The sequence below is a fragment of the Ligilactobacillus acidipiscis genome (assembly GCF_900116935.1).
In the GTDB taxonomy this organism is placed as follows: Bacteria; Bacillota; Bacilli; order Lactobacillales; family Lactobacillaceae; genus Ligilactobacillus; species Ligilactobacillus acidipiscis.
On sequence record NZ_LT630287.1, the window covers coordinates 2,180,817 to 2,202,853 of the forward strand.

At 35.8% G+C, this 22,037-nt stretch carries 19 protein-coding genes and 1 pseudogene; 5 read left to right on the forward strand and 15 right to left on the reverse strand.

What is annotated here, in order from left to right; all coding sequences use genetic code 11:
* Positions 1–147 precede the first annotated feature (147 nt).
* The 11 genes from BQ5903_RS10165 to BQ5903_RS10215 form a co-directional block, all read right to left on the reverse strand.
* Positions 148–930, reverse strand: a complete 783-nt coding sequence (locus BQ5903_RS10165; RefSeq protein ID WP_079579470.1) for a glycosyltransferase family 32 protein — start codon at positions 928–930, stop codon at positions 148–150.
* A gap of 12 nt (positions 931–942) precedes the next feature.
* A complete protein-coding gene (locus BQ5903_RS10170) occupies positions 943–1,944 on the reverse strand; it encodes a sugar transferase (RefSeq protein WP_079579471.1) in 1,002 nt (333 codons plus the stop codon).
* 139 nt (positions 1,945–2,083) lie between these two features.
* Positions 2,084–3,208: a glycosyltransferase gene (locus tag BQ5903_RS10175; protein ID WP_172823849.1), complete on the reverse strand. Its 1,125-nt coding sequence runs from the start codon at positions 3,206–3,208 to the stop codon at positions 2,084–2,086.
* Positions 3,198–4,040, reverse strand: coding sequence for a LicD family protein (locus BQ5903_RS10180; protein ID WP_079579473.1), 843 nt, complete (start codon positions 4,038–4,040; stop codon positions 3,198–3,200). Before BQ5903_RS10180 ends, BQ5903_RS10175 begins: the two co-directional genes overlap by 11 nt.
* Positions 4,030–4,812: a DUF4422 domain-containing protein gene (locus BQ5903_RS10185; protein ID WP_079579474.1), complete on the reverse strand. Its 783-nt coding sequence runs from the start codon at positions 4,810–4,812 to the stop codon at positions 4,030–4,032. Before BQ5903_RS10185 ends, BQ5903_RS10180 begins: the two co-directional genes overlap by 11 nt.
* 21 nt (positions 4,813–4,833) lie before the next feature.
* Complete coding sequence (locus tag BQ5903_RS10190) at positions 4,834–5,484, reverse strand: sugar transferase (protein ID WP_079579475.1); 651 nt, start codon at positions 5,482–5,484, stop codon at positions 4,834–4,836.
* Positions 5,485–5,912: 428 nt separating this feature from the next.
* The gene (locus BQ5903_RS10195) at positions 5,913–6,914 is read right to left on the reverse strand and encodes a sugar transferase (RefSeq protein WP_079579476.1); all 1,002 of its coding nucleotides are present in this window, start codon (positions 6,912–6,914) and stop codon (positions 5,913–5,915) included.
* 32 nt (positions 6,915–6,946) lie between these two features.
* The gene (locus tag BQ5903_RS10200) at positions 6,947–7,963 is read right to left on the reverse strand and encodes a glycosyltransferase family 2 protein (RefSeq protein WP_079579477.1); all 1,017 of its coding nucleotides are present in this window, start codon (positions 7,961–7,963) and stop codon (positions 6,947–6,949) included.
* A 166-nt stretch (positions 7,964–8,129) separates the two neighbouring features.
* Positions 8,130–9,464 (reverse strand): DUF3329 domain-containing protein, encoded by a 1,335-nt coding sequence (locus BQ5903_RS10205; protein WP_079579478.1) that lies wholly within the window; start codon positions 9,462–9,464, stop codon positions 8,130–8,132.
* 121 nt (positions 9,465–9,585) lie between these two features.
* Complete coding sequence (locus tag BQ5903_RS10210) at positions 9,586–10,518, reverse strand: glycosyltransferase family 2 protein (protein WP_079579479.1); 933 nt, start codon at positions 10,516–10,518, stop codon at positions 9,586–9,588.
* A gap of 27 nt (positions 10,519–10,545) precedes the next feature.
* Positions 10,546–12,222, reverse strand: coding sequence for a hypothetical protein (locus tag BQ5903_RS10215; RefSeq protein WP_154022035.1), 1,677 nt, complete (start codon positions 12,220–12,222; stop codon positions 10,546–10,548).
* Positions 12,223–12,618: 396 nt separating this feature from the next.
* Between BQ5903_RS10215 and tagD the strand changes: the two genes are divergently transcribed.
* Complete coding sequence (gene tagD, locus BQ5903_RS10220) at positions 12,619–13,026, forward strand: glycerol-3-phosphate cytidylyltransferase (protein ID WP_079579678.1); 408 nt, start codon at positions 12,619–12,621, stop codon at positions 13,024–13,026.
* A 178-nt stretch (positions 13,027–13,204) separates the two neighbouring features.
* On the opposite strand, the pseudogene BQ5903_RS10225 reads toward tagD, so the two are convergent.
* Positions 13,205–14,392 (reverse strand): annotated as a pseudogene (locus BQ5903_RS10225) (IS256 family transposase).
* 94 nt (positions 14,393–14,486) lie between these two features.
* Here BQ5903_RS10225 and BQ5903_RS10230 point away from each other — a divergent pair.
* Entirely contained in the window at positions 14,487–14,810 is a 324-nt protein-coding gene (locus BQ5903_RS10230) for a GtrA family protein (protein ID WP_079579481.1), read from the forward strand.
* Between the two features lie 222 nt (positions 14,811–15,032).
* Here BQ5903_RS10230 and BQ5903_RS10235 read toward each other — a convergent pair whose 3' ends face one another.
* The 3 genes from BQ5903_RS10235 to BQ5903_RS10245 form a co-directional block, all read right to left on the reverse strand.
* Positions 15,033–16,274, reverse strand: a complete 1,242-nt coding sequence (locus BQ5903_RS10235) for an ISL3 family transposase (RefSeq protein ID WP_079578956.1) — start codon at positions 16,272–16,274, stop codon at positions 15,033–15,035.
* Between the two features lie 122 nt (positions 16,275–16,396).
* The gene (locus tag BQ5903_RS10240; protein ID WP_079579482.1) at positions 16,397–17,527 is read right to left on the reverse strand and encodes a glycosyltransferase family 4 protein; all 1,131 of its coding nucleotides are present in this window, start codon (positions 17,525–17,527) and stop codon (positions 16,397–16,399) included.
* A 332-nt stretch (positions 17,528–17,859) separates the two neighbouring features.
* Positions 17,860–19,035 carry an IS256-like element IS1310 family transposase gene (locus tag BQ5903_RS10245; protein WP_003561746.1) on the reverse strand — a complete coding sequence of 392 codons (1,176 nt, stop codon included), beginning with the start codon at positions 19,033–19,035 and terminating at the stop codon, positions 17,860–17,862.
* Between the two features lie 145 nt (positions 19,036–19,180).
* Here BQ5903_RS10245 and BQ5903_RS10250 point away from each other — a divergent pair, with 145 nt between their 5' ends.
* The 3 genes from BQ5903_RS10250 (at position 19,181) to BQ5903_RS10260 (ending at position 22,016) form a co-directional block, all read left to right on the forward strand.
* Complete coding sequence (locus tag BQ5903_RS10250) at positions 19,181–20,140, forward strand: IS30 family transposase (RefSeq protein WP_079579483.1); 960 nt, start codon at positions 19,181–19,183, stop codon at positions 20,138–20,140.
* A gap of 147 nt (positions 20,141–20,287) precedes the next feature.
* Entirely contained in the window at positions 20,288–20,878 is a 591-nt protein-coding gene (locus BQ5903_RS10255) for a hypothetical protein (protein ID WP_079579484.1), read from the forward strand.
* A 109-nt stretch (positions 20,879–20,987) separates the two neighbouring features.
* Positions 20,988–22,016 carry an IS30 family transposase gene (locus BQ5903_RS10260; RefSeq protein ID WP_079578752.1) on the forward strand — a complete coding sequence of 343 codons (1,029 nt, stop codon included), beginning with the start codon at positions 20,988–20,990 and terminating at the stop codon, positions 22,014–22,016.
* Positions 22,017–22,037: the final 21 nt, after the last annotated feature.

Genomic DNA, 22,037 nt, shown 5'->3' on the forward strand with positions numbered 1-22,037 from the left:
GCCCATAAAAATTTATCAAGCATAAAAAAATAGCGTAGTATAATTAAACTCTAAAAATTCAACCAAATTATACTCACGCTTTACATTATAGCATTTTTTAAAAGTAGCACTACGTAAGCCCCGAAGTTTGATAAAAACTTAACTACCCTATTCTTTGGGCAATCTTGATAAGCGCTGGTTTCTTTCTTTTTCAGCTAAATATAAATTTTTATATCTTTTTGCTCCACGATAACCAGTTATTTTTCCAAAAATTACAGGTCCTAAAATTATTGGTCCCCATTTTTTTAAAAACCTTTTAGCAGGTGAAAAATCTATTGGACCCCAAGAACGTGCAAATCTGTGTTCACTATAGTCAATTGCTTTATTAAACGTTGGTAATTCAAGGTACTCTTTAGGATAAACTAAAGTACCATCGTTTAATTTTTGATTTTTCTTGGTAAGGGTAAACTCCGGATAATAATCAAGTAAGGCTAAGGTAATAATACTATTATTTGTATGATCGATCTTTTTTTCCAGCATCATTTCTCGTGTATAACCCTGATATCTTTGCAACAAAAACTCAAAAAATGGTTGTTTTGCCTCAGATCCAATAACAGCTGTACTGATCACATTATCATACATTTTTCCCCAAAAAGAAGGAGCATCTAAAAGTGAATCAAATGTTTTTTTAACTATAACATCTGTATCCAAATAGATACCTCCATATCGATACAATACATCAAGTCTTATTACATCAGAAACATACGCATATTTTCCTGCCTGATAATTTTCTTCAGCAAATCTACTTTGAGAAATATCCCAATTCTTTTCATTCCACTCAATAATTTCATAATCTGGCAAGTTTTTACGCCAAGTAGCGAGACAATCCTGAACAAGTTGCGTTTTTTCTTTTCCACCCAACCAAACATAATGAATTTTTTTAGGAATCATATAACTCCTCCATTAAAAAGCAGACAATTTATTTACAGCATTTAAAATATAAAATCCACGTCTCATTTTAAAACCAACTTCAATAGCGTTTTTTTTCATCTGATCATATTCATTTTCCGATATGTGAGATAAAACATCATCTAACTCCTCTAAACTAGAAACAGCGATACCAACATTATTTTGTAGAACAAAATCTGCAATAGCGGCCTGATTCCAGGTAAGGATCGGGATACCCGCACTTAGATATAGAGAAGCTTTGTGCGGATTATTATATTTCATATATTCTCCAAAAACGCCATCACACTTATCGAGAGACTGCCCATCCCATACCAGTCCAAAACTCTGCTGTAAGTGATCTGTCAATTCATCCGGACGGAATTGCCCCTGATAAACAACACTTTCAGGATTAACATTGTCGTTGAAATTCGGCCCAAATGCAAATAGTTTTGTTTCTTTCCAAGATACTTTTTGTATAAAACCAGCCTTAGCTAAATTTCCTGCGAAACATATCGTTTTATGTAAAGACTGATTTTCATGCATTATCTGTGGATTATCGTAATCAAAAATTTCTAAATCAACCATTGGTACTGTGATGTTCTTTGCAATCAACCAATCCTTCATCTTTTGATTGTGTACTATCATACCATCCGTTTGATTAAAGATTTCTCTTTCTGTACTTAGCTTTTCTGGATATTCCCGTAATGACTCCACATCATGAATCACAAAATAAAGTTTTGCCCTGGTATATTTTCTTATAGCTCTAATAACTTGTTTAGTTAATGTTAAAGAATAAATTGGATACTGGAAAATCAAACTATCTATTTGCTTACCCTTAAATAAACGCGGCAAATCATGCATCACAAATTTCATTTTGTCAAAATTAGTTTTAGGAAATTCGAACTCTAAGTTTTTAAAATTATTGTCTAACAAAAATTTCGTTATATCCTGTTTAGCTTTCGGTCCCGCATTGTTACCATCTTTTCCTGTTATCGAACTTAAAACGTAGTTAGCCATAAGAAGTTACTCCTTGCATTTTATCCTTTGTAAATAGGCATACAGCCTCATTTTTTAATGTAGCTAAAAATATATTGAATCATGATCCACCAGCACACCATACTACAAAAAGCTCAAGTAGTGTAACCGCAAAAGCCGGTTATTTTTCGTACAACTCAATTAATGAAGCCACACTCTTTTTCTCGGAAAAGCCCATCTCTTCAAGTTGCTCAATATTTTTAACACTTTGCAGTTTTTTATCCAAATCTTGTTGCACAAGCTCAAACATTTTATCGGCCCAAATCTGTTCAGCACCATCTTTTATACTCAACTTATAAGTAGAATCCAAGAAATACGATTCTTTAGTTTGCTGATCTGAAAGTAAACATTGCGTACCATTAGCAGAGTTTTCCAACAATGATAAAGATAAGCCTTCATACAAAGATGGCAAAATAAATATATCAAACATGTTCTGAACTTCTGCAACATTATCTATATAACCAGTAAAAATAGTACTTTTCCCAATGCCTAGTTTTTGAGCAAGATCCTTAATTTTAACAAAATCTTCACCATTACCAACCAAAACCAACTTAGAATCTGGTACCATCTGATGAAACTTTGCAAAAGAGCGTAAAACAAAGGAATGATTTTTCTGCCGGTTAAATCTGCCACAGTGTCCAACAACGATGGTTGTTTTAGAAATATTAAGTTCTGCCCTTCTTTTTAAATTCGCATCTTCTGAGTACTGAAATTTATTCAAAGCAGCAGAATTCAAAATTATTTTGAATGAATCATTTTGTTGGATGTTTTTAGGATAAAAAAAATCTGCCGCATTTTGTGAACATGCGATAAAGTCAGTAGCGGTCTGGGCGCAAATCTTCATTCCCATTTTCTGCGCAACTTCTTTTTTCCAAGAATACTGTCCTCGTTGATCCGAATGAGCATGAACAATAATTCTCTTATACCCAACAAATTTAGCAATTAACAGAGGCAAAAAATTGTGCAACGAATCAAGATGCATATGAATTACAGAACTAAACTTTCTATTGCGCCGTAAAACACGTGCTAAATCAAGCACGTGCTTTACCGGACCCAACTTAAGCTGTTTCACTTCTGAATAATGCCCTAAAGAAGCAAGCTCACGCGCAGGCTTCGCATTTGCAATATTGATAAAATGAAACTGCCATCCTTGTTTTTTTAATTGACTATAATTTTGTTTTACAAAAGAAGTAATACCATTATTCGTATTAAAGCTTCCCAGAATCACTACTTGCTCATCTTTCATTACTTTTAACAACCTCAGTAAAATGTTTATTCTTAATCTGTGCAGAAGGCGGCTCCATATAATTTGCACCATACATTTGGGTCAAAACTTCATCGTAAAATTTTGTTCCCCTTAATTTTAAGTTTTCAAAATCGTAAAGATTAAATCCCTGATAAACTTTCTTAGGGAACATTTCATTTAGTTTATAAGCACCCATAAAATTAACAACGTAATTAGCACGTTGATACGGGAAACGCTGAAGTGCTCGATCAAGATCTGCTAAGCATTTTTTTGTATCCAAGTGTTTTTCAGGTTTAACTATTTTACCGAGTTTAATAAATACTTTTTCGATCCAGGGACGCTCCGTCATATTAACACTAACTCGATCAAACTCAGAGTATTTTAACATTAACCGTAATCTCAACAAATTATACCCATGAATTTTTCTAAAAAATGGGCTTCTAGGCATGCCGTCCAGAGGAAAAATATCCATCCAAGAGTTTCTTTGCTCTGCTATTGAAGCTGAACGATCAACTATTTTAACTTGTGGATTTTCTAAACGCGCAACATACTCAGTAGTTGTTGAATTTTTGAAAGTAGTAAATGGAAAATCATCGATCTTATTTTGCTGTTGAGACATTAGTTTCTGTAACTTTTCATAATCAGGTCGCGGCATTCCAACATCAATGTCATCATCCCATGGAATAAAGCCTTGATGTCTAACTGCGCCAAGCAAACTACCTCCCATCAAGAAATAATTTAAATTATTTTCTTCACAGAACTTACTAAACTTGATGATCAGACTTTTTTCCGCATTTTGTAGAATTTTTCGATCATCTAAATCAACCTTCATTTGGATCACCTCGGAACTTTCGCCATAAGAAACTAACTATTTTTTTGATCCAATGTTGATTTCCCATAAACATAACAGGCAGTTCAACATAATCGATTTCATTTTTTTCAACCCAAACATCTAGTAAAACTTCACTCAAAAAACCGAAAATTCTTTTTTCATAAGAGGTATAATCGCTAATATCAACACGCTTCTCTACCTCTTCTAAAATTGTTATCAACCAGTCAGTATACTCATCAAATATCTTTTCTTTAGCAATGAACATATTGAACATATGTACAGCTTTTCTTTCCATCATTTCATCAAAATAAGGAACATAAGCAGGATACATTTCAGTTAAAACCTGTCTTGTAAGTTCTAAGTCTTTAATATGATGAACATGTTCATAATGAGACCACGATGTCTCAATATAATAATTCCTTTTCTTGGGCAAGATCATGTCATGCTCTTTCATGATTTTTTCTAGTTTATGGGAACTCAAAACGCCAGAAAATTTTTGGTTAACGGAGTTGAAAAAATGTGATGCCCCATCAGAAAAATATCTTCGGTAATGAACGAGTCCCTTCACATCCGCCTGACGATTATGTGCAGCCCAATACTGAGCTGTCAACTCACTATAATTAGCATTTTTGTCTGCTATATTATCATCAGTATTATCTCGTAAAAAACCATGAAAGTTTTCTTTAGCAAAACCAACTTGCAATGGTTTATACATTTTGTCAGTTGCCATCCTTGTTCTTTTATGACTGACAATATAAATTTCAGCTTTCAAGTAAATAACCCACTTTCATATTTAATAAGCGCCATCGGTTTTAAAAATACTAACGATATTTTTCAATAAAATTTTGCAATCAAATAAAAGTGAGGCATGATCAACATAGTAAAGTTCGACCTCACATCGCTCAGGATAAGTAATATTACTCCGGCCAGTAGCTTGCCAATATCCCATTGCACCCGGAGTTACCGATAAAAATTTGTCTTTTTGATCTCCGTATTCAGCTAACTCTTCTTTTATCACCGGCCGTGGTCCGATCAAAGACATATCTCCCTTGAAGATATTTAAAAATTGAGGTAATTCATCGAGTGAAGTTTTTCTTAAAAATTGTCCGAACTTAGTCACCCGCGGATCCTTTTCAGGAGGTAATTTATAGCTGTTTTCCACATACATAGCATATAGCTGCTCGTTTGCCCGCAGTTTTTCATCTGCATTAACAACCATTGAACGTAATTTATAAATATTAAAAGTCTTACCATTTTTACCGATCCGTTCTTGGTGGTAAAACATTGGTCCCTTATTATCTCCAAACTGGTAAATTACAAATATCACTAGAAAAATTGGAATTAGACATACTAAGGCTATCAAAGATACCAAGATGTCAAATAAACGCTTAACGAATAAATATCCTGGATTTAAAGACACATGATTCGTTTTGTTCTGTCCCATCTTAACTCTCCTCTACGCGACACAGTAAGAGATCAACTCAATTTACTGTGCGCTTTTAAGCGGTCAATTTTGACCATAATTAACGGTACATAGCAATAATTATACTACGCCAATTTTTTTTAGCAAATTGAAGCAGCTTATTTCTTGACATATTAAAAATACTGTCAACTAAATTTTCAAGCCAGTAATTTAATGATATAAGAAAATAATTTGAGCTTTTGCCTGTACTTTTAAAAGGCATTCATTGAATCTCACTTAAACCCTTTACAATTACTGAACTCATTTTAGCAAAAAACAGCTTTTATTGCGATATACAACCAATTATCTTAAAAGCCATTTAGGAACTACAGCTTAATTTAGCAAAATTTAGCCATCTAAAATAATTGAACAAAAAGACCAGTGAGGTCACATTCTTACTAAATTTAAGGTTAAAATTTAGCTGTTGCTTGGTGAATAAAATAACCCATGCGAATTTTTTTAGCAATTTGAACCGCATTGTGAACCATTACATGGTATTCTTCGGCAGTCATATTTTTCATTATGTCATCTAATTCATGTAAATTTTTCACTGCAATACCTACTTGATTTGTCTGCACAAAATTTGCTACCGCTGCTTTTTCCCAAACAATAACAGGTATCCCACAACTTAAATAAAGTGATGTTTTATGTGGTGCATTGATTCTCATGTAATCACCACTTAACCCAACGCAACTATCCAAGCTATCACCGTCCCAAATCAAACCGAAGTTCTGATTTAGTTGAGAAGGCAATTCATCAGCCGAAAAGGAGCCATGATAATTAATATTTTCAGGATATTCTTCAGCTTGATTTGGCCCGAAAACATCCAGTGAACTATTTCTTAAATTAAGTTTTTCTAAAAACTCTGCTTTAGCAAGGTTGCCTGCATAACATATACTCTTTGTAAAAGTCTGCTGTTCTATAAGCTTAACTGGATTATGATAATCAAAGATACCCAGCTGAATCATTTTGGTATGCACCCCATGATTTTTCAACCATGTTTCCATACCTGCGTTATGGACAATTAAACCATCCACACTATTAAAGATGCTAATTTCATCTTTAAAAAATTTTTCTTGCCCATTGTAAACCCTGATGGATTCAATATCATGTATCATAATAACAACTTTTGCTTGCGTATTTTTTCTAATAGCCGCAATAATTTTTTTAGTCAAATAGACGGAATATATTGGATATTGGAAAACTACTTTCTTTATCTTTTTATTTTTAAACAATGCATTTAATTTAGTCCAAGTAAATAATAATTTATCAATATGTCCCTTAGGCAAAGCTAAAGTCAGATCATGATACCCATCCTTAGCTAAAAAGTATTCAATATCTTCTTTGGCCTTTGGTCCGGCATGCTTACTTCCCTTATCTATTACAGATGTCAAAACATAATCTTCACTCATAGTTTAATATCTCCACTTCTTAACAACAGTAATCAACGTTGAATTTTGAATAAAAAATCAATCATCCTATTTAAAAGCAACACCGGTTTATACAACCTATGTTTTAGTAGTTTCCGATAAATTGGAGCCTTACGACTTAAATAATTGTCAAACTTTCTTTCACCAAATGCAGTATCATAAAAATATTTATCAGTTATTGCTCTCAAGTCAGAACTAGCTTGATTCAAGGAAATTTTTCTGTTCGAATATAAAGGTCCATAATAACTATCGATCAAAAAAATAAACCCAGTTAATTTTGTTCGGTTGTTTATATCCCTAGCTTCCGGCACCTGATACTGACTGACTAATTGACTCATTTTTCGACGAAATTCTAATTCAGATCTCAAATTAAGCTTATTGTAGCGGAACAAGGTATGGGACTCTTGCAAAAGATAAAACTTTCGTGGCGAAATCAAAAGAGAGCGTGCCTTAGATATTGCCTCCAATATAAACAGTAAATCTTCAGAAACCACTATGTGAGGATCAAATGTTAAATTCTGTTCCATTAAGAACTCTCTTTTATATATTCGTGAACCAATTCCCCAATCCAATTGAACCTTAGAAACACGAAGATTGACTTGCATTGCATACAAGGCTTGTTCGTCAGTTAAATTTTCCCAAAAAATATCTTCTTTTAAGTTTTTAACATCTTCTAATATTATATCTGGAGAAAGCGAAACTTGCTTTTTGAAAAAACCTAGAAATCCAATTTCAAATAAATCATCACTGTCGGAAAATAGCACATACTTTCCCCCAGCTCTTTTTAATCCAGCATTTCTTGCACAGCTTACACCATGATGATTTTGAACATATACACTAATAGTTGCATATTGTTTAGCATATTCATTAATTATATCAACCGTGCGATCTTCTGAACCATCGTCTATAATAATGACTTCGATACGTTCCAACTGGTAATTAAATGAAGTCAATAGACTATTTAACGTCTTATCAATATACTTTTCAGAATTATATGTGGGAATAATAACAGACAGATCAATGTCTTGCATAGAAACCAGAATCCTTTCAAAAATTAGCTATTGTTCCTGTACTTCATAAAACACATATTAACATACTCAATTATTAAACAAATTCGCTTAAACATAATACAACCCTTTTTTGTTCCCAACAGAACTTAGCCACGGGTACTCTTAACAATAATAAGATTCTCGCTTGCTACTTTAAAATAACGCCTTTTACACCTAGATAACCCTTATAACCATTATTAGGGAAAGCATTCATATCGGGACCAATATCTTGTAGACCAAAATCAACACCATATTTAGTTTGAGGATAATAAGCCAGCTTATCTAGCTGGATAATTTTTGTACTTCTCTTTTTTTGACTTAAAATGAAAGTGTTTCTCTGCGTAATTGCATCTGAAGCTTTATAAGAATCATACATTCCATTAGTCAATGATAAAAAACTGCAAGCAATCAGGACAATTGTTCCAAATTCATAAAAAGATTTAAGAAATTTATCACCGCTCAAGCCAAAATCATTAGGGATAAAACTTATCAGACCAATAATAATAAAGATAATACCGCCAAAAAAGGATCGACCCCCGTCTTGCCCTATTGGAGAGAAAGACAAGACATAAATAATTGCTAAACCACTAAATATCCAAGAAAGAGCAACAAACATCTCCTTATCGCTTATCCAAAAATTATAAGCGACAACACCTAATAAAACACATAAAACTAATAATAAAATATACTGATCCATTAATGCAGAGTTAACTTTCGTAAAGCCTACCATAAATCTAGTTCTTAATGGTATTTTCAAGTAATCTTTTCCTAAAGTCGCAACCGTTCTGATCTTGTTGCCAGGAGATAAGAGCAACATTATAAAGCCACCTAAAAAAACTACCATTCCAGTATAATGCATAAAAGAAATTTTTGACTTTTTGATCAATTTAAAAATAGTATAAATTAGTAGAAATAAAAAAGTCCCTCCCGATGTATTTTCATTTGACCATCCGGCCATTAATGCTAACAACATGAAAGGTATGAAAAGCAGGATTTTATATTTAACTGAAAAATCTTTATTTAAAAAGTCGGATCTTACATAAATCCAAATAAAGAAAAGGTTAAGGACTGTTGTCCACAAATAATTTCCAGAACCAGAACGCCATAACACTGTTTGTCCAAACACAGGAATGAAGACAATTGTAATCAAAAGAACGATCACATAACGAAAGCTGGTCAATTGTTCCGACTTGCGCAAGGAAAGTACAGAAACTAAATGTATTAAAAAAACAAACATTAACGCATTACAGAGCGCAACAATCATATGGTTCCCTGAAGACAAAAAACGCATAATCGATTGACCAATGATCCTACCATTCCAATTCAGATAATCGTATTTTGCCATCCCTATAATGTCCATTACTCCCATGTGGGCGGCATAAATATCATCTGCCCACAACGGAGTTATGTAATTCCAAATAGTCATCATTCCAAACACAACAATTTCTAACCCTATTAATTTAATTTTCTTGTCTTTAAACATTTTCTTCCCCTAAATATATAATATTTCTCACCCAAAGTACTTACTATTTATATCACTCAGCAAAACCTTTTAAAATTGAAACCCTAGTGTATAAAACCAATATCACATTGAAATATAAGTTCTACTTTTCTTCTTGAACGATATAAACAGGGCGATGTTTAACTTCCAGATATATGTTACCTACGTATCTGCCAACAATCCCTATGCAGAATAATTGCAGCCCACCAATAAATAAAATAATAGAAATCAATGAAGCCCAACCATTGACGCTTCCACCAAAAAATAGCTTTCTGCAAATTATAAATATAATAGCTATAACAGAAACTAAAAACGAAAATAATCCCGTATATGAAGCTAATGCTAAAGGCTTTTCTGAAAAATTAACTATCCCATCTAAAGAATACTTAAACAGACCCCAAAAGGACCAAGAAGTTGTTCCAGCAACCCTATCTCGATTTGAATACTCAAGGTATTTTGTATTGAATCCGACCCAGCTAAACAATCCCTTTGAAAAACGGTTATATTCTGACATTTTTAAAATTGAGTTTACAACCTGTCTTGTCATCAAGCGAAAATCTCTGACACCACTCAAAAATTGTGTATCGGAAATTTTGTTGATCACTTTATAAAACATATTAGAGAAAAAAGATCTGAGAATAGGTTCGCCCTTACGATCTTTACGTCTTGTCCCCACTATGTCATATCCTTCATCTTCAATTCCTGCCAGCATATCAACCAATTGTTCCGGAGGATCTTGTAAATCAACGTCCATCACGGCAACATAGTCCCCTGTAGCCGATCTTAAACCAGCATATAAAGCTGCTTCCTTACCAAAATTACGGGAAAACGAAACATAATGTACACTTTGTTTATGGTCTTCGTGCAGCTTTCTTAAAATATTTAACGTATTATCAGAGGAACCATCATTGATAAAATAGTATTCTACTTGATAGCCTCTTAATTTTGGTTTGATTTTTTCAACCGTTTCAAAAAACAAAGATATTGTTTCCTGTTCATTAAAGCAAGGAACAACTAAAGAAATCAATTTATCCATATTTTTTACTCCTCTTGTTATTAATTATTATTCCTTTTGAATTACTTGCTGTCTGGTATGTTTATTCAATCTATAGATCCAAGACAGGAAAAGACAGGCCCATGTTGCTATCGCAACTACAACGAAAAAGTAAAAGGCCATTGATGGTTTGTAACCGACTGTAATTCTATTGTTTCCCGATTTGACCTGAACACTCACGGTCCCTCTCTTGCTGATCGAATAATTAGTGCGACTTCCATTTATATAGGCATAAGTGTTTGAATAGGCAACTACAGGTAAATCAATAGATCCACTTTTACTAGTTTTTATGAAATAAGTCAGATTGTTGGGTGTACCTACAGGAATTACATTTTTCTTTTTGTTATTGATAAACGCAACTTTCTGCCAAATACCTCCTTCTTTTCCAATATATTCAGGGGTATTCTTCCCGTTGACAGATTTCTTGGGATAATAATCGCTTTCGCCGAACGTCACACTGTACTGAAAAATATTATGATAATTTCTTTTATCGACTTTATATAAATTATGTGTGTCTAAAGGCTGAACAGAACCATCCTTGTTGGGAGCTAAGTACTGAGCAGAATTGATTCTTTCCTTGCTGTTGACTGTTTGAATAACTCCTGAATAACTTATCCCAAATATAATAAGAAAAGCAACATACGTTAACATCCTTGTACGTTTTGGCTTTTTCTTGAGAATTTTTACTAGGATAAATGAAGTAGTTACTGCAATCAGCAAAGAACCATAACTATGCAAACGATATGGAAACTGAATAGTTCCGAGAAATGTTTTTTTCACACCTTCCCATGGAAAAAAACTTGTACTCATCAACAATATCAAAATGCCTGAAATATAAATACTTAATTCAAGATTGTTATTCTTAACAAAATACCAGCCTATTAAAGCACCAACGATCAAGAAAAAACCAATATTATAAGCTGCAAATGGACCATTGGCTAGAGAAGAACTGATCAGATCATTAATTGTGTTCACAAACCAAGCACCCTTTGCAGGAACTTTCAAATTCTTACCAAGATAATCCGTTAGAAATGGAACTAAAACATAGCCCATCAATAATATAGCTGTAATTATGCTTTTGACCAAAGAAAGCAAACGTCCTTTAGATAAATTATTCTTTATGATAATGTTACAAATCAGAATTGTAATGAATATTAACACAGTTAAATAAAGGCTTAGAAAATGGCTATAGCCGATCAAAGCCACCCCTATTGCCAGATCATACCATTTTCTTGAATCTCCCCAAAATACTTGATAAAATCCAACAAAAGCCAGTGGCAAAAAAGTGTATGCAACAAATTCTCCTAAAACCAAATTCACAATGCCCAAACGTAATCTGTACAAACCAAAAGTATATAACAAAGCAAAAAAAGCGCTGCGAGATGTTTCCTTAGAAAAGCTTTTCATCGAAAAATAACTGATCATTAAACAAAGAAAAGTCATTATTCCATACCAACAATAGAAAGAAGAAACAGGGTCTAGAAAGAAACGTAAAAAAGCCCACGGATATAAAAATACTGTTGGATAAAACAAAAATGAGCCTGCACCTGTTTGATGAAAAGTATTTGTAGCAATAAAAGTAAAGAAACTGCCATTTTTTAGATTATCATATATTTGTTCAACACGTGAAAAATGAAAGCCTGCATCTGAAGCAATGCCATTTATGACACCATCTTTCATAACCATTATAGTCGCACCTGCTGACAAAATTATAAACATGATAGTAATGATTCCATTTTGCTTAAATTGCCTAGACATTTTCTCTCACCTTTTTTCTCGTATTTATGATATATACCAACTATTATTACAATTATTTAATTGCTTAAGGTACTAATGCTCAAGTATCAATATTACTCGCTCTTTAAATATAATACCATTTATTTTGTAAGATGTTTTTACCATTTAATTTCCAAGTTTCATATCTTGTTCGTCATCTTAAATCTCTATAACATAAATGTATCAGGATTCACACAATTTTTAACAGCAACTTGTTCTTCGAAAAATTCAAACTTTCTTAAAAGTTATTATTTTCAATTAATGGTATCCTATATGGATAGAATACTATTAGAAGGAGTGAGTACTATTAAACGTGTAATTACATACGGAACTTTCGATTTACTACACTATGGTCACATTAATTTATTAAAGCGAGCTAAAGCTCTTGGTGATTACTTAGTCGTTGCCATTTCTTCAGATGAATTTAATTGGGAGAAGAAACACAAAAAAACATACTTTACGTATGAACAAAGAAAACAGTTAGTAGAAGCTATTCGTTATGTTGATCTGGTTATTCCAGAAGAAAACTGGGATCAAAAAGTAACCGATGTGCATAAGTATGACATTGATACATTTGCCATTGGCGATGATTGGGCGGGTAAGTTCGACTTTCTAAAAGACGAAGGCGTAGAAGTAGTTTATTTACCAAGGACACCAGAAATCAGCACGACTCAGATCAAAAGCGATCTTAATAAAAATGCTGAGAAAAAATAAGGGGAATTTTCGGCATGTTGCTTGAATTTCTACAGAAGCATAAAACATTTCTCGTCTATGTTTTTTGGGGTGGAATCGCCACACTAGTTAATATTGGTACTTTTATGCTTTGGCTTAAATTGGGGAGTGTCAAGAAGTTTGTGTAAATGAAAATCCCTTCTCCTGGCAAAATAAAGTATTAATCGAAAAGTGATTCTAACGTGTCTTTGACTTGACCAAATCCGCGATGGCTACGATTGAAGTACTTTTCGTTATAGCTTATGACTTGAACTCCAATGAAATTGTCTAAAGATTTTTCGTTTGGAAATTGTTCCTTTGGTTTGGTCTTGCGTTTGATTCTTTTGTTCAGTGATTCTAAGATATTGGTTGAATAAATTGTTGGTCGAATGGCCGGGGGAAAACTCAGGAAAGCTAATAGTTCATTTTCAATGGATTTAAGTTGCTGGATCAGATTGGAATACGATTTCCCCCCATGCACCATAAAAATCATTTAAGATCTTGTGTGCTGCAGTTACATCGGTCGCTGAATGCAACTCTTTAAAGTCATTTAAGATCGCCTCACGATCTTTTAAACGCACATGCGAACCAATATTGCGCATAACATGTACTAGGCATCTAGGCATCTTTGAAATTTAGCTTTCGGGAAAGCGTGCAATAATGCTGGCTGCAGACCAACCATTCCATCTGCAATGATCAACTGGACTTGTTCTAATCCACGTTTTTTAAGATCTTCTGCCATTTCTGACCAAACTCCTGCATTTTCACTTGGAGCGATTCGATAATCAAGAACTTCTTTGATGCCGACAGATGTAATACCTAAAGCAATATAGACCGCTTCTCTTTGAACTGAATCGCGGCGCAAAGGTAAGTAAGTTGCATCTAAGAAAAGACAAACATAGTTTGCCTTAATAGTTCGTTGATGAAAAGCTTCAATCTGTTTTGTTACCTGAGCAGTGATATTAGAAACAGTACTAGGTGAATAATAAGAGCCATACATTTTTTCAATCAAATCTGCAATTTCACGGGTCGTAACGCCCTTGGAATAAAGCTGAATGATTGTTGTTTCTAAAGCGTCCTGACGACGAGAATAAGCTGGAAGCAGGTGGTTATGAAAATGGCCTTTACGGTCACGCGGCACAGCAATTTTCAACTTACCATATTCAGAGTCAATTAAACGATAATACTGGCCATTACGAGAATTGCCAGTATTAAAGCCACTGCGGTCATAAGGATCATAACCAAGTAAGGCAGTCAGTTCAGCTTGCAAGATGTGATTAATAGCCGTTTCGAGTTGTTGACGAAAAAGTTCTTTAACATCGCCATTTGACAATAGAGTTTTGGTTAGATTTTTGGTAAACTGATCCATGGGGAATCCCTCCGTTTTGGTTTGATTTGGATGATTTAATCATACGGGGAAGGGATTCCCTTTTCGACAGGACTTTTATTCATTTACACAAACTATTTTATACTCTCTTAAATTGGGATGGCATTATCAAGCTGGCAACATATTAGCTTGGTTATTAGCTGTTTTTGTAACCTATTTTTCAAATAAATTTTTAGTTTTTTCTTCCAAATATCATGGCCTTGGACAGTTGCTTAGTGAATTAGGTTCTTTCTTAGTGGTTCGTCTCTTTGCGCTAGCGATGGATATAGTCATAATTTGGTTAGGAATTAAAGTTTTGAACTATAATTCTTTTTTAGTAAAAATTTTTGATAACATTGTTGTCGGAATCTTAAACTATATAGTCAGCAAGTGGTATGTTTTCACAGATAAAAATATATAAAAAATCGATACCTATCTGAGAGTTTCTCGGATGGGTATCGATTTTATTTGGGACTTTGTCAAATAGTGTTGATGGCCCATAGAACTCTATCTTTATGGTAGGGTTCTTTTTTTACTGCCATAGCTAGATTAAAGTGTTTGGGTTGGGAGGCAGGTGCGGGTCCGAAGCGTAGCGAAATGGGCCCGCACCTGCCTCCCACAGTGTTGACCTAAATTTTTTATCTTAGGCATGGATCAATTTGATGCGGATAAAGAAATGCCTTAAGTTACTGAATCCGTAACAGCTACGTTTAAGTTCTTTGATCTTGCGATTGATCCCCTCTAACGGCCCATTAGAGTAGTCATAGAGACAAGCGTTCCTGATCCCTAAGTAGTTCTTTTGAATGGTCCTCATGACGGTATCCATTTCAGTACCATTGGGACGGTAGTTCATAACTAATTGTTGTAAAGTAGCCCGATCGCGGTTGCGAATAAAGGTTAAGATCGTTTGATAGGTCTGATAGTTTTCTGCGAACTGTGGAAAATTCTTGAGTCCCAGATCGACCACATTTTGGGCAGTCGTGTATTCATTTAATCCCCGATAATATTTAACCTGGGAGGTCTCAAGTTGATTTTCAGCTAAGTGGAATAAGCGCCAGTTGCTTTTTAAAACTTTATAGTTGCGGTCGTGGTGGTCGTTGATCCCTTTTAAAACACGCAGCCGTTCATGGTCAAGTGCCCGACCCGCTAACTGAACAATATGGAAACGGTCAAAGACGATCAGTGCGTTAGGAAAAAGACGACGGACGAAAGTCTGATACTGCGCATTCAGATCCATGGTCACCAGTTGAACTTTTTGACGCTCAGAAAGTGTATAAGTATTGGTGAAATACTCGCGGATCGTCTGCGAGAGACGATCTGGCAATAAGGTGACCAAATCATGGGTTTTTGCGTCAATGCAGATAAAAGAAAAGCAGTTCTTAGTTGAACGAAATTCGTCAAAACTGAGAGCTGTCGGCAGCTCTTTGGGCGTTACTAAAGCTCGCTGATCCTTATACAAGATCCGTTGAACCGAGGAAGCTGAGATTCCCACGGTCTGGCTGATCGTTTTGACTGGCAGTGAGTTCTTAGCCAAAGTCGCGATTTCGTGGACTGCTTGGCGGGTGATCGAGTGCCGAGGTGGAGCGAGCTGCGTCTGCGCGCTAAAAGTATGGTGGCAAGTTCGGCACAGATAACGCTGTTTACGCAAGTTCATGCGGAGCGGTTGTTCACCTAGGCTGGGTAGTCTCATCTTGGTCAGGCGGGTCCCATTCTGAACGAGATTCGTGGAACCACAATTAACACAGCGTTCGACGGGGTAAGTCAGCGTAGCTGAAAGCAGTTTTTCGTGAACTCCGGCCTGTGAAAAATCAGTACAAGCTGAAATTTTGATATTTGGGTCTTGGATATTGAGTAAATTTAGGATAGAATCAGTTTGGGACATCATTTATACCTCGCTTTGATTTGGTTTTGTCGCTTTAATCGTAGCATATGAGGACAAATGATGTCCTTTTTTGTACAAAAATAGTGCTGATGAACGCTCATCAACACTAAAAAGTGTAGACCCTTTTATTTTTTATCTTTATTTTTTCTTTTAACTTCCCTCTCGTATAATCCTTTAGTATCTGAAGAACTAAGGACCATTCTTTTAATCAAATGCAGCAACGGCTGTCTGTTACTTCCAACTAAACCAATTGCTTCGACAAAAAGTTCAAGTCCAATTAAGGTCGCAAAAATTAATGCAACCGAACCCCAAAAATTAGAAAGAGGAAAGAGTAGAGAAATAAACGAAAATATCAATGCAATACCATAAATCACTAAAACCGTTTGCCGGTGTGTGAGACCCATCTGCATTAATCTATGATGTAGGTGGTGTTTGTCAGCTTGGAAAATAGGCTTTTTATTCAGCATCCTTCGCAAAATAGCATAAACAGTATCAGTGATCGGTACTCCCAAAATAATGATTGGAATAACCAAACTAATGAACGTGGCATTTTTTAACCCATACAAAGCAAAGACCGAAATCATAAATCCAATAAATAACGAGCCTGTATCACCCAAAAAAATACTTGCTGGGTTAAAATTATAAGGTAAAAAGCCTATCATAGCAGCAACCAAAGTCAACATCAGGACTGACACAAAAACCCCAGTGTTATTCAAAAAGAAAAAACTAGTTAAGGCACTAGTAGTCACAGCGATAATCGAAACCCCGGTGGCTAAACCATCCAGCCCATCCAATAAATTGATTGCGTTAGTAATTGCCACTATCCAAATTATAGTTACCGGCATACTCAACCATTTCAGATGAAACAACCCAACAAAAGGAATCGATATAGTTGTCATTTTGATTCCTGCAACATAATAAACAATTAATGCTGCTATTATGATCCCGAGCAGCTTTTGTTTTGGTTTCAACTCATAAATATCATCAATAAATCCAGTTAAAATGATGATACATTCAGCTAAAAACAATACTATCATCTGCTTTTGTGGATACTGACCCCGTAGAAAAAAGAAATTAGTAATGTTAAAAGCAATAAAAATAGCTAAGCCGCCTAAAGTCGGCATTGGCTTTGAATTTATACGGCGTTTATTTGGATTATCCACTGCACCAACCTTAATGGCAAATTTTCGTACAATGGGTACAAGGAGCGCAGAAATTATCATAGTAGTAAATAACGCTGCAAATATTTTATACATACACTGCAGACCTCAATTTTAATTTATTAACAGATTATACATTCTCATTAGTAGATTCAATAACTAAGTTATATAATAACATACCATCAAGCAACTTTGTTATTCTACCGATATCCTTTAACAGGTAATAAGATTTAAGAGGTATTAAAACTCAGACTAAAAAATTTCTTCTACAAAAATATCATCTGCCTACTTCTTCTTTATTATCGTCGTTTGTAAAATTAAGTTAGAAATAAAAAAGCCATTTGTGGTAGACTTTTGAATATCCCTAATGGTAGCGTCAAGAATCTTGTGTAAATGAAATGCCTTCGTACATATAATATGTATCTAACTTAAATAAATGATGCTTCCAAGGTGTCCTGGAGTCCTTTGAACCCTCGGTGGATCCGCTTCAGAGACTTCTCGTTATAAACATTAAACTGAGAAACCAGGAAGCGATCCAGTGAATCTTCCGTTGGAAATTGTTCTTTGTGGTGGGTGGTGCGCTTGAGATGCTTATTAAAGTTCTCAATCAGGTTAGTGGAGTATAGTGATTGCCGGATAGCTGGTGGAAAGTCCATGAAAGTGAGTAAATTCGGCATTTTAAGCAGATCTTTGATTAATTTGGGATAGGTCTGATGCCAGTTGTTGGCGAACTCATTCAGTTTCAGTTCGGCTGCTTCACGGTTGGCGGCCCGATGAACTTGTTTAAAGTCACTGATCACGGCCTTGCGGTCTTTTACGCGAACTTTGTTCATCAGATTCCGCCCAACATGAACCAGGCAACGTTGTCGTTTGGCTTTAGGGAAATGCCGATTCAAGCCTTCATCCAAACCAACTAACCCATCGGCCACAAACAACAGCACATCTTTAACGCCCTGCTTGATCAAGGTTCCCAGCAGTTCAGTCCAGATTCCAGTCGATTCCGTTGGCGCCACTTGGTAGTTCAGCACTTCTTTCGTACCATCTGGACGAATGCCAATCGCAATATGAACGGCTTCTTTTTGAACGGTATCCCGCTTTAACGGCAAGTAAGTGGCATCTAAGAAGATGGCCGCATATTGTGAAGCCAGTCGACGTTGCTGGAAAGCTTGAACCTGTTCATTGACGGCTTTAGTCATGTTGGAAACCGTGGCTTTGGAGTAGTGAGCACCGTACATTTTCTCAATGAGTTCGGCAATTTCAGCAGTGGTAATTCCCTTGGTATACAACTGAATGACCGTTGTTTCTAAATTATCACTGTGCCGACCGTAGGCTGGCAAGGTATGATTTTCAAACCGGCCATTGCGATCTCGAGGAATGGTTAAGTTAAGTTGGCCGTACTTCGTATCAAACGAGCGCTCATAACTGCCGTTGCGGTTATTACCAGTGTTAATCCCAGCGTATGAGTAGCGTTCGTAACCCAAAAACTCTGCCAATTCGGTTTGAAGCAGCTGGTTAATCGCAATTTCGAGGTGGTGACGAAAAACTTCGTCCAAATCTTGCTTTTGGGCTAGTGCAGCGATAATTTCTGTGGTAAGTTCATTCATGGGGAATGCCTCCTGTGATGTTTTCTGTGGTTACTAAATATCATAAGGGAAGGCATTCCCTATTTCTATACAATTCAGAAATCTTTTATGCATTTACACAAGATATTTTACGCTCTCTCCCTAATCAAAAGAGAGGTAACCACAAATGACTTATAAACATCTTACCACACGTGAATTAACCTTTATATATAATTTTTGGAAACAAGATATTAAAGCCTATCATGCCGCTAAAGCTCTTAAACGTTCCAGCGAAACCGTTTATCGTGTTTACCGGTTTCTAGATGCTGGTAATTCAATTAGTCAATTTCAAGAAAATCATCGAGTTAATAAAACTCATTGCGGTCGAAAAGCAATTGAATTACCAGAAGATGAAACCAAATACATTAAGCAGAAACTCGCATTAGGTTGGACCCCTGATGCGATTATTGGTCGAGCTGAGATACAGATCAGTTGTAGTATGAGAACCTTATACCGACTTTTTCAAAGAGGTGTTTTCAATGTGAAATTGTTGCCAATGAAAGGTAAAAGGCATCCAAATGGTTACGTTGAACGGCGTGGTAAAGCTGGCCGACTCGGCAGAAGTATTTATCAACGCTATCAGGATTATCCTCATTTTCAACATGAATTTGGTCATTTAGAAGCAGACACCGTCCAAGGCAAAGCACATCAAGGTGCAGTTATGACCTTAGTTGAGCGTCTCTCCAAAGTTGAAATCATTTTAAACATCCAACAAAAATCGGCTGAATGCGTTAATAAACATCTTAATCAATGGTTGTCCCAACAGCCAAAACACCTTTTCAAGTCAATTACTTTTGATAATGGTAAAGAATTCACTGGTTGGAAAGAAATCGCAAATAAGCATGATATTAGTACTTATTTTGCCGAAGTTGGGGCTCCTAACCAGCGTGGCTTAAACGAAAATAATAATGGACTAATTAGACGAGATGGTCTCAACAAGAGCATGGATTTTCGCAATTTACCAAATGCTTTAGTTCAACAAGTCAGTAGCCGGCGTAATCATATTCCAAGAAAATCATTAAATTATAAAACACCAATTGAGGTATTCATGGAAAACATCACAGATAAACAGCTATGTTATTTCTAACTTAATTTGACATTTCAAGAAATATAAAAAACATTGATACCAAATTTTAAAACAAGGGGCATTGCTAGTTTTTTCACTTTAGTATAATGACCACGGAACTTTATATAAAATTTGGGGATAACTAGAATAGTAGGTGAAAACAGTAAAATGCTAACAAAATATATTTGTTTTTTAGATGAAGAAAAATACTTAACAGTTCAGTTATTCGAATTTCTTGCTCATAAAGAACACGACTATGCATCAATCGATGTGTTAAAAGAAGAGTTGGGGTTAAGCCAATATCAACTTAATAAATTAGCCGAAAATGCATTAACTGTTGGACAGCAATTTGATGATGTAGAAATACAATACAATAAAAGTAAAGGAATAATCGCGACCGGAGTCACAACTCAAATTCTTAAAAGAATTATTTCTTTAATGGCACAAGAATCATTACGTCTACAAATTTTTGTCCATGACTACCTTAACTATGGCGGCAAATCTACAGCTGACTTTGTCAAAAAAGTTGGTATCAGCCGGGCAACTTTTTTCCGGTCAAAGGCCGCGTTATCCAAAGCACTCGAAACTCAACTTCCAGATAGTAGCAAGAATGACGAGATTCGTCTGCGCTTCTATATCTTTGATGTGCTGTACTATTTTTCTTATACAGACTATATCGATTCACCAAAAGTAAAATCAGCTGTGACAGATTTGCTAAGAGATGCTATTTTAATATGGAAATTAAGTCCCCCGATTTAAAATTGAAGTGCAACACTTGATAACTAGACCAATTAGACTAGCTTAAAAGGCCATGAAGGCCTATTCTTATTATTAACGACAAAATCAACAGATAAGGATAGGTGTCTTCATGACCCAAACTAAGAATATCATGCCTAAGCATTACCAACAACTCCAATCTTTTGAACGCGGTCAAATTGAGTCCCTGACTCGATTAGGATTTGGCGTTCGTCAGATCGCCAGCCGGCTTCACCGGAGTCCCAGCACCATTTCTCGCGAATTAAAACGCGGGTTAACCACCCAGATTGATTCCCAGAAACATCGGTCATATCAGAGCTACTTTGCCGAGCGCGGGGCGGCTTACTATCGAGAACAGCGGGCCAAGTGTCACCCCAAAGGTTTACTGCAGCGGGCTGCCGTGTTCTTCAAGTCCCTGCCGAAAGCTTTAAAAGCTAAGCCACGAGTTTTCAGTGTCGATACGTATGTCCACTATTTCAAAGCTCATTACCCGGGCTTTCCCTGCCCATCAACGGCTACGGTCTATCGGTACATCGAGGCTGGCAAGCTCCCGGAGCTTCACAACTATGATTTACCCATGAAGCTACGTCGCCGCGTTAAACGCCCGAATCACCGACATGCCCGCCTGAATAAAAAACGGCTTGGACAGTCCATTGAAGACCGGCCCGCAGTGGTTCGGAAACGTCAGGAGTTGGGCCATTGGGAAGGCGACTTAGTGAAAGCCAAACGGGTTGAGTCCGAACCAGCTTTAATGACGTTAACCGAGCGAGTTAGCCGGATGGAAATTATCGTTAAATTGCCTGATTACCGGGCAGAGACTTGCCGGCAAGCCCTCCAAGATACGATTGATGATTACGGTGCAGAAAACTTTCGGACTATCACGTTTGACAACGGCTCGGAATTCGCTAGTTTAAATCAGGTTCAAGGAACGGAAATCTACTTTGCCCATCCATATTCTCCCTGGGAACGGGGCACTAATGAGAATGTGAATGGTCAATTAAGAGAGTTCTTCCCAAAGGGGCATTCCTTTAAAAACCTCTCATTAGTGGATCTGCAGTTGGTTCAAGACACGCTGAATCACCGTCCCCGCCGCTGTTTAAGCTATAGTTGTCCAGCGGATGTTATGCCACAACTGGTTTAACTTTCTAGACCAATTATAAGA

Bases quoted from the DNA above. Each gene is read 5' to 3' on its own strand.
- BQ5903_RS10260 (WP_079578752.1), top strand. From the start codon at position 20,988: ATGACCCAAACTAAGAATATCATGCCTAAGCATTACCAACAACTCCAA.
- BQ5903_RS10250 (WP_079579483.1), top strand. From the start codon at position 19,181: ATGACTTATAAACATCTTACCACACGTGAATTAACCTTTATATATAAT.
- BQ5903_RS10255 (WP_079579484.1), top strand. From the start codon at position 20,288: ATGCTAACAAAATATATTTGTTTTTTAGATGAAGAAAAATACTTAACA.
- BQ5903_RS10195 (WP_079579476.1), bottom strand. From the start codon at position 6,914: ATGAGTGAAGATTATGTTTTGACATCTGTAATAGATAAGGGAAGTAAG.
- BQ5903_RS10240 (WP_079579482.1), bottom strand. From the start codon at position 17,527: ATGTATAAAATATTTGCAGCGTTATTTACTACTATGATAATTTCTGCG.
- BQ5903_RS10165 (WP_079579470.1), bottom strand. From the start codon at position 930: ATGATTCCTAAAAAAATTCATTATGTTTGGTTGGGTGGAAAAGAAAAA.
- BQ5903_RS10215 (WP_154022035.1), bottom strand. From the start codon at position 12,222: ATGGTTATGAAAGATGGTGTCATAAATGGCATTGCTTCAGATGCAGGC.
- BQ5903_RS10170 (WP_079579471.1), bottom strand. From the start codon at position 1,944: ATGGCTAACTACGTTTTAAGTTCGATAACAGGAAAAGATGGTAACAAT.
- BQ5903_RS10235 (WP_079578956.1), bottom strand. From the start codon at position 16,274: ATGATGTCCCAAACTGATTCTATCCTAAATTTACTCAATATCCAAGAC.
- BQ5903_RS10210 (WP_079579479.1), bottom strand. From the start codon at position 10,518: ATGGATAAATTGATTTCTTTAGTTGTTCCTTGCTTTAATGAACAGGAA.
- BQ5903_RS10245 (WP_003561746.1), bottom strand. From the start codon at position 19,035: ATGAATGAACTTACCACAGAAATTATCGCTGCACTAGCCCAAAAGCAA.
- BQ5903_RS10205 (WP_079579478.1), bottom strand. From the start codon at position 9,464: ATGTTTAAAGACAAGAAAATTAAATTAATAGGGTTAGAAATTGTTGTG.
- BQ5903_RS10190 (WP_079579475.1), bottom strand. From the start codon at position 5,484: ATGGGACAGAACAAAACGAATCATGTGTCTTTAAATCCAGGATATTTA.
- BQ5903_RS10200 (WP_079579477.1), bottom strand. From the start codon at position 7,963: ATGCAAGACATTGATCTGTCTGTTATTATTCCCACATATAATTCTGAA.
- BQ5903_RS10180 (WP_079579473.1), bottom strand. From the start codon at position 4,040: ATGAAGGTTGATTTAGATGATCGAAAAATTCTACAAAATGCGGAAAAA.
- BQ5903_RS10175 (WP_172823849.1), bottom strand. From the start codon at position 3,208: ATGAAAGATGAGCAAGTAGTGATTCTGGGAAGCTTTAATACGAATAAT.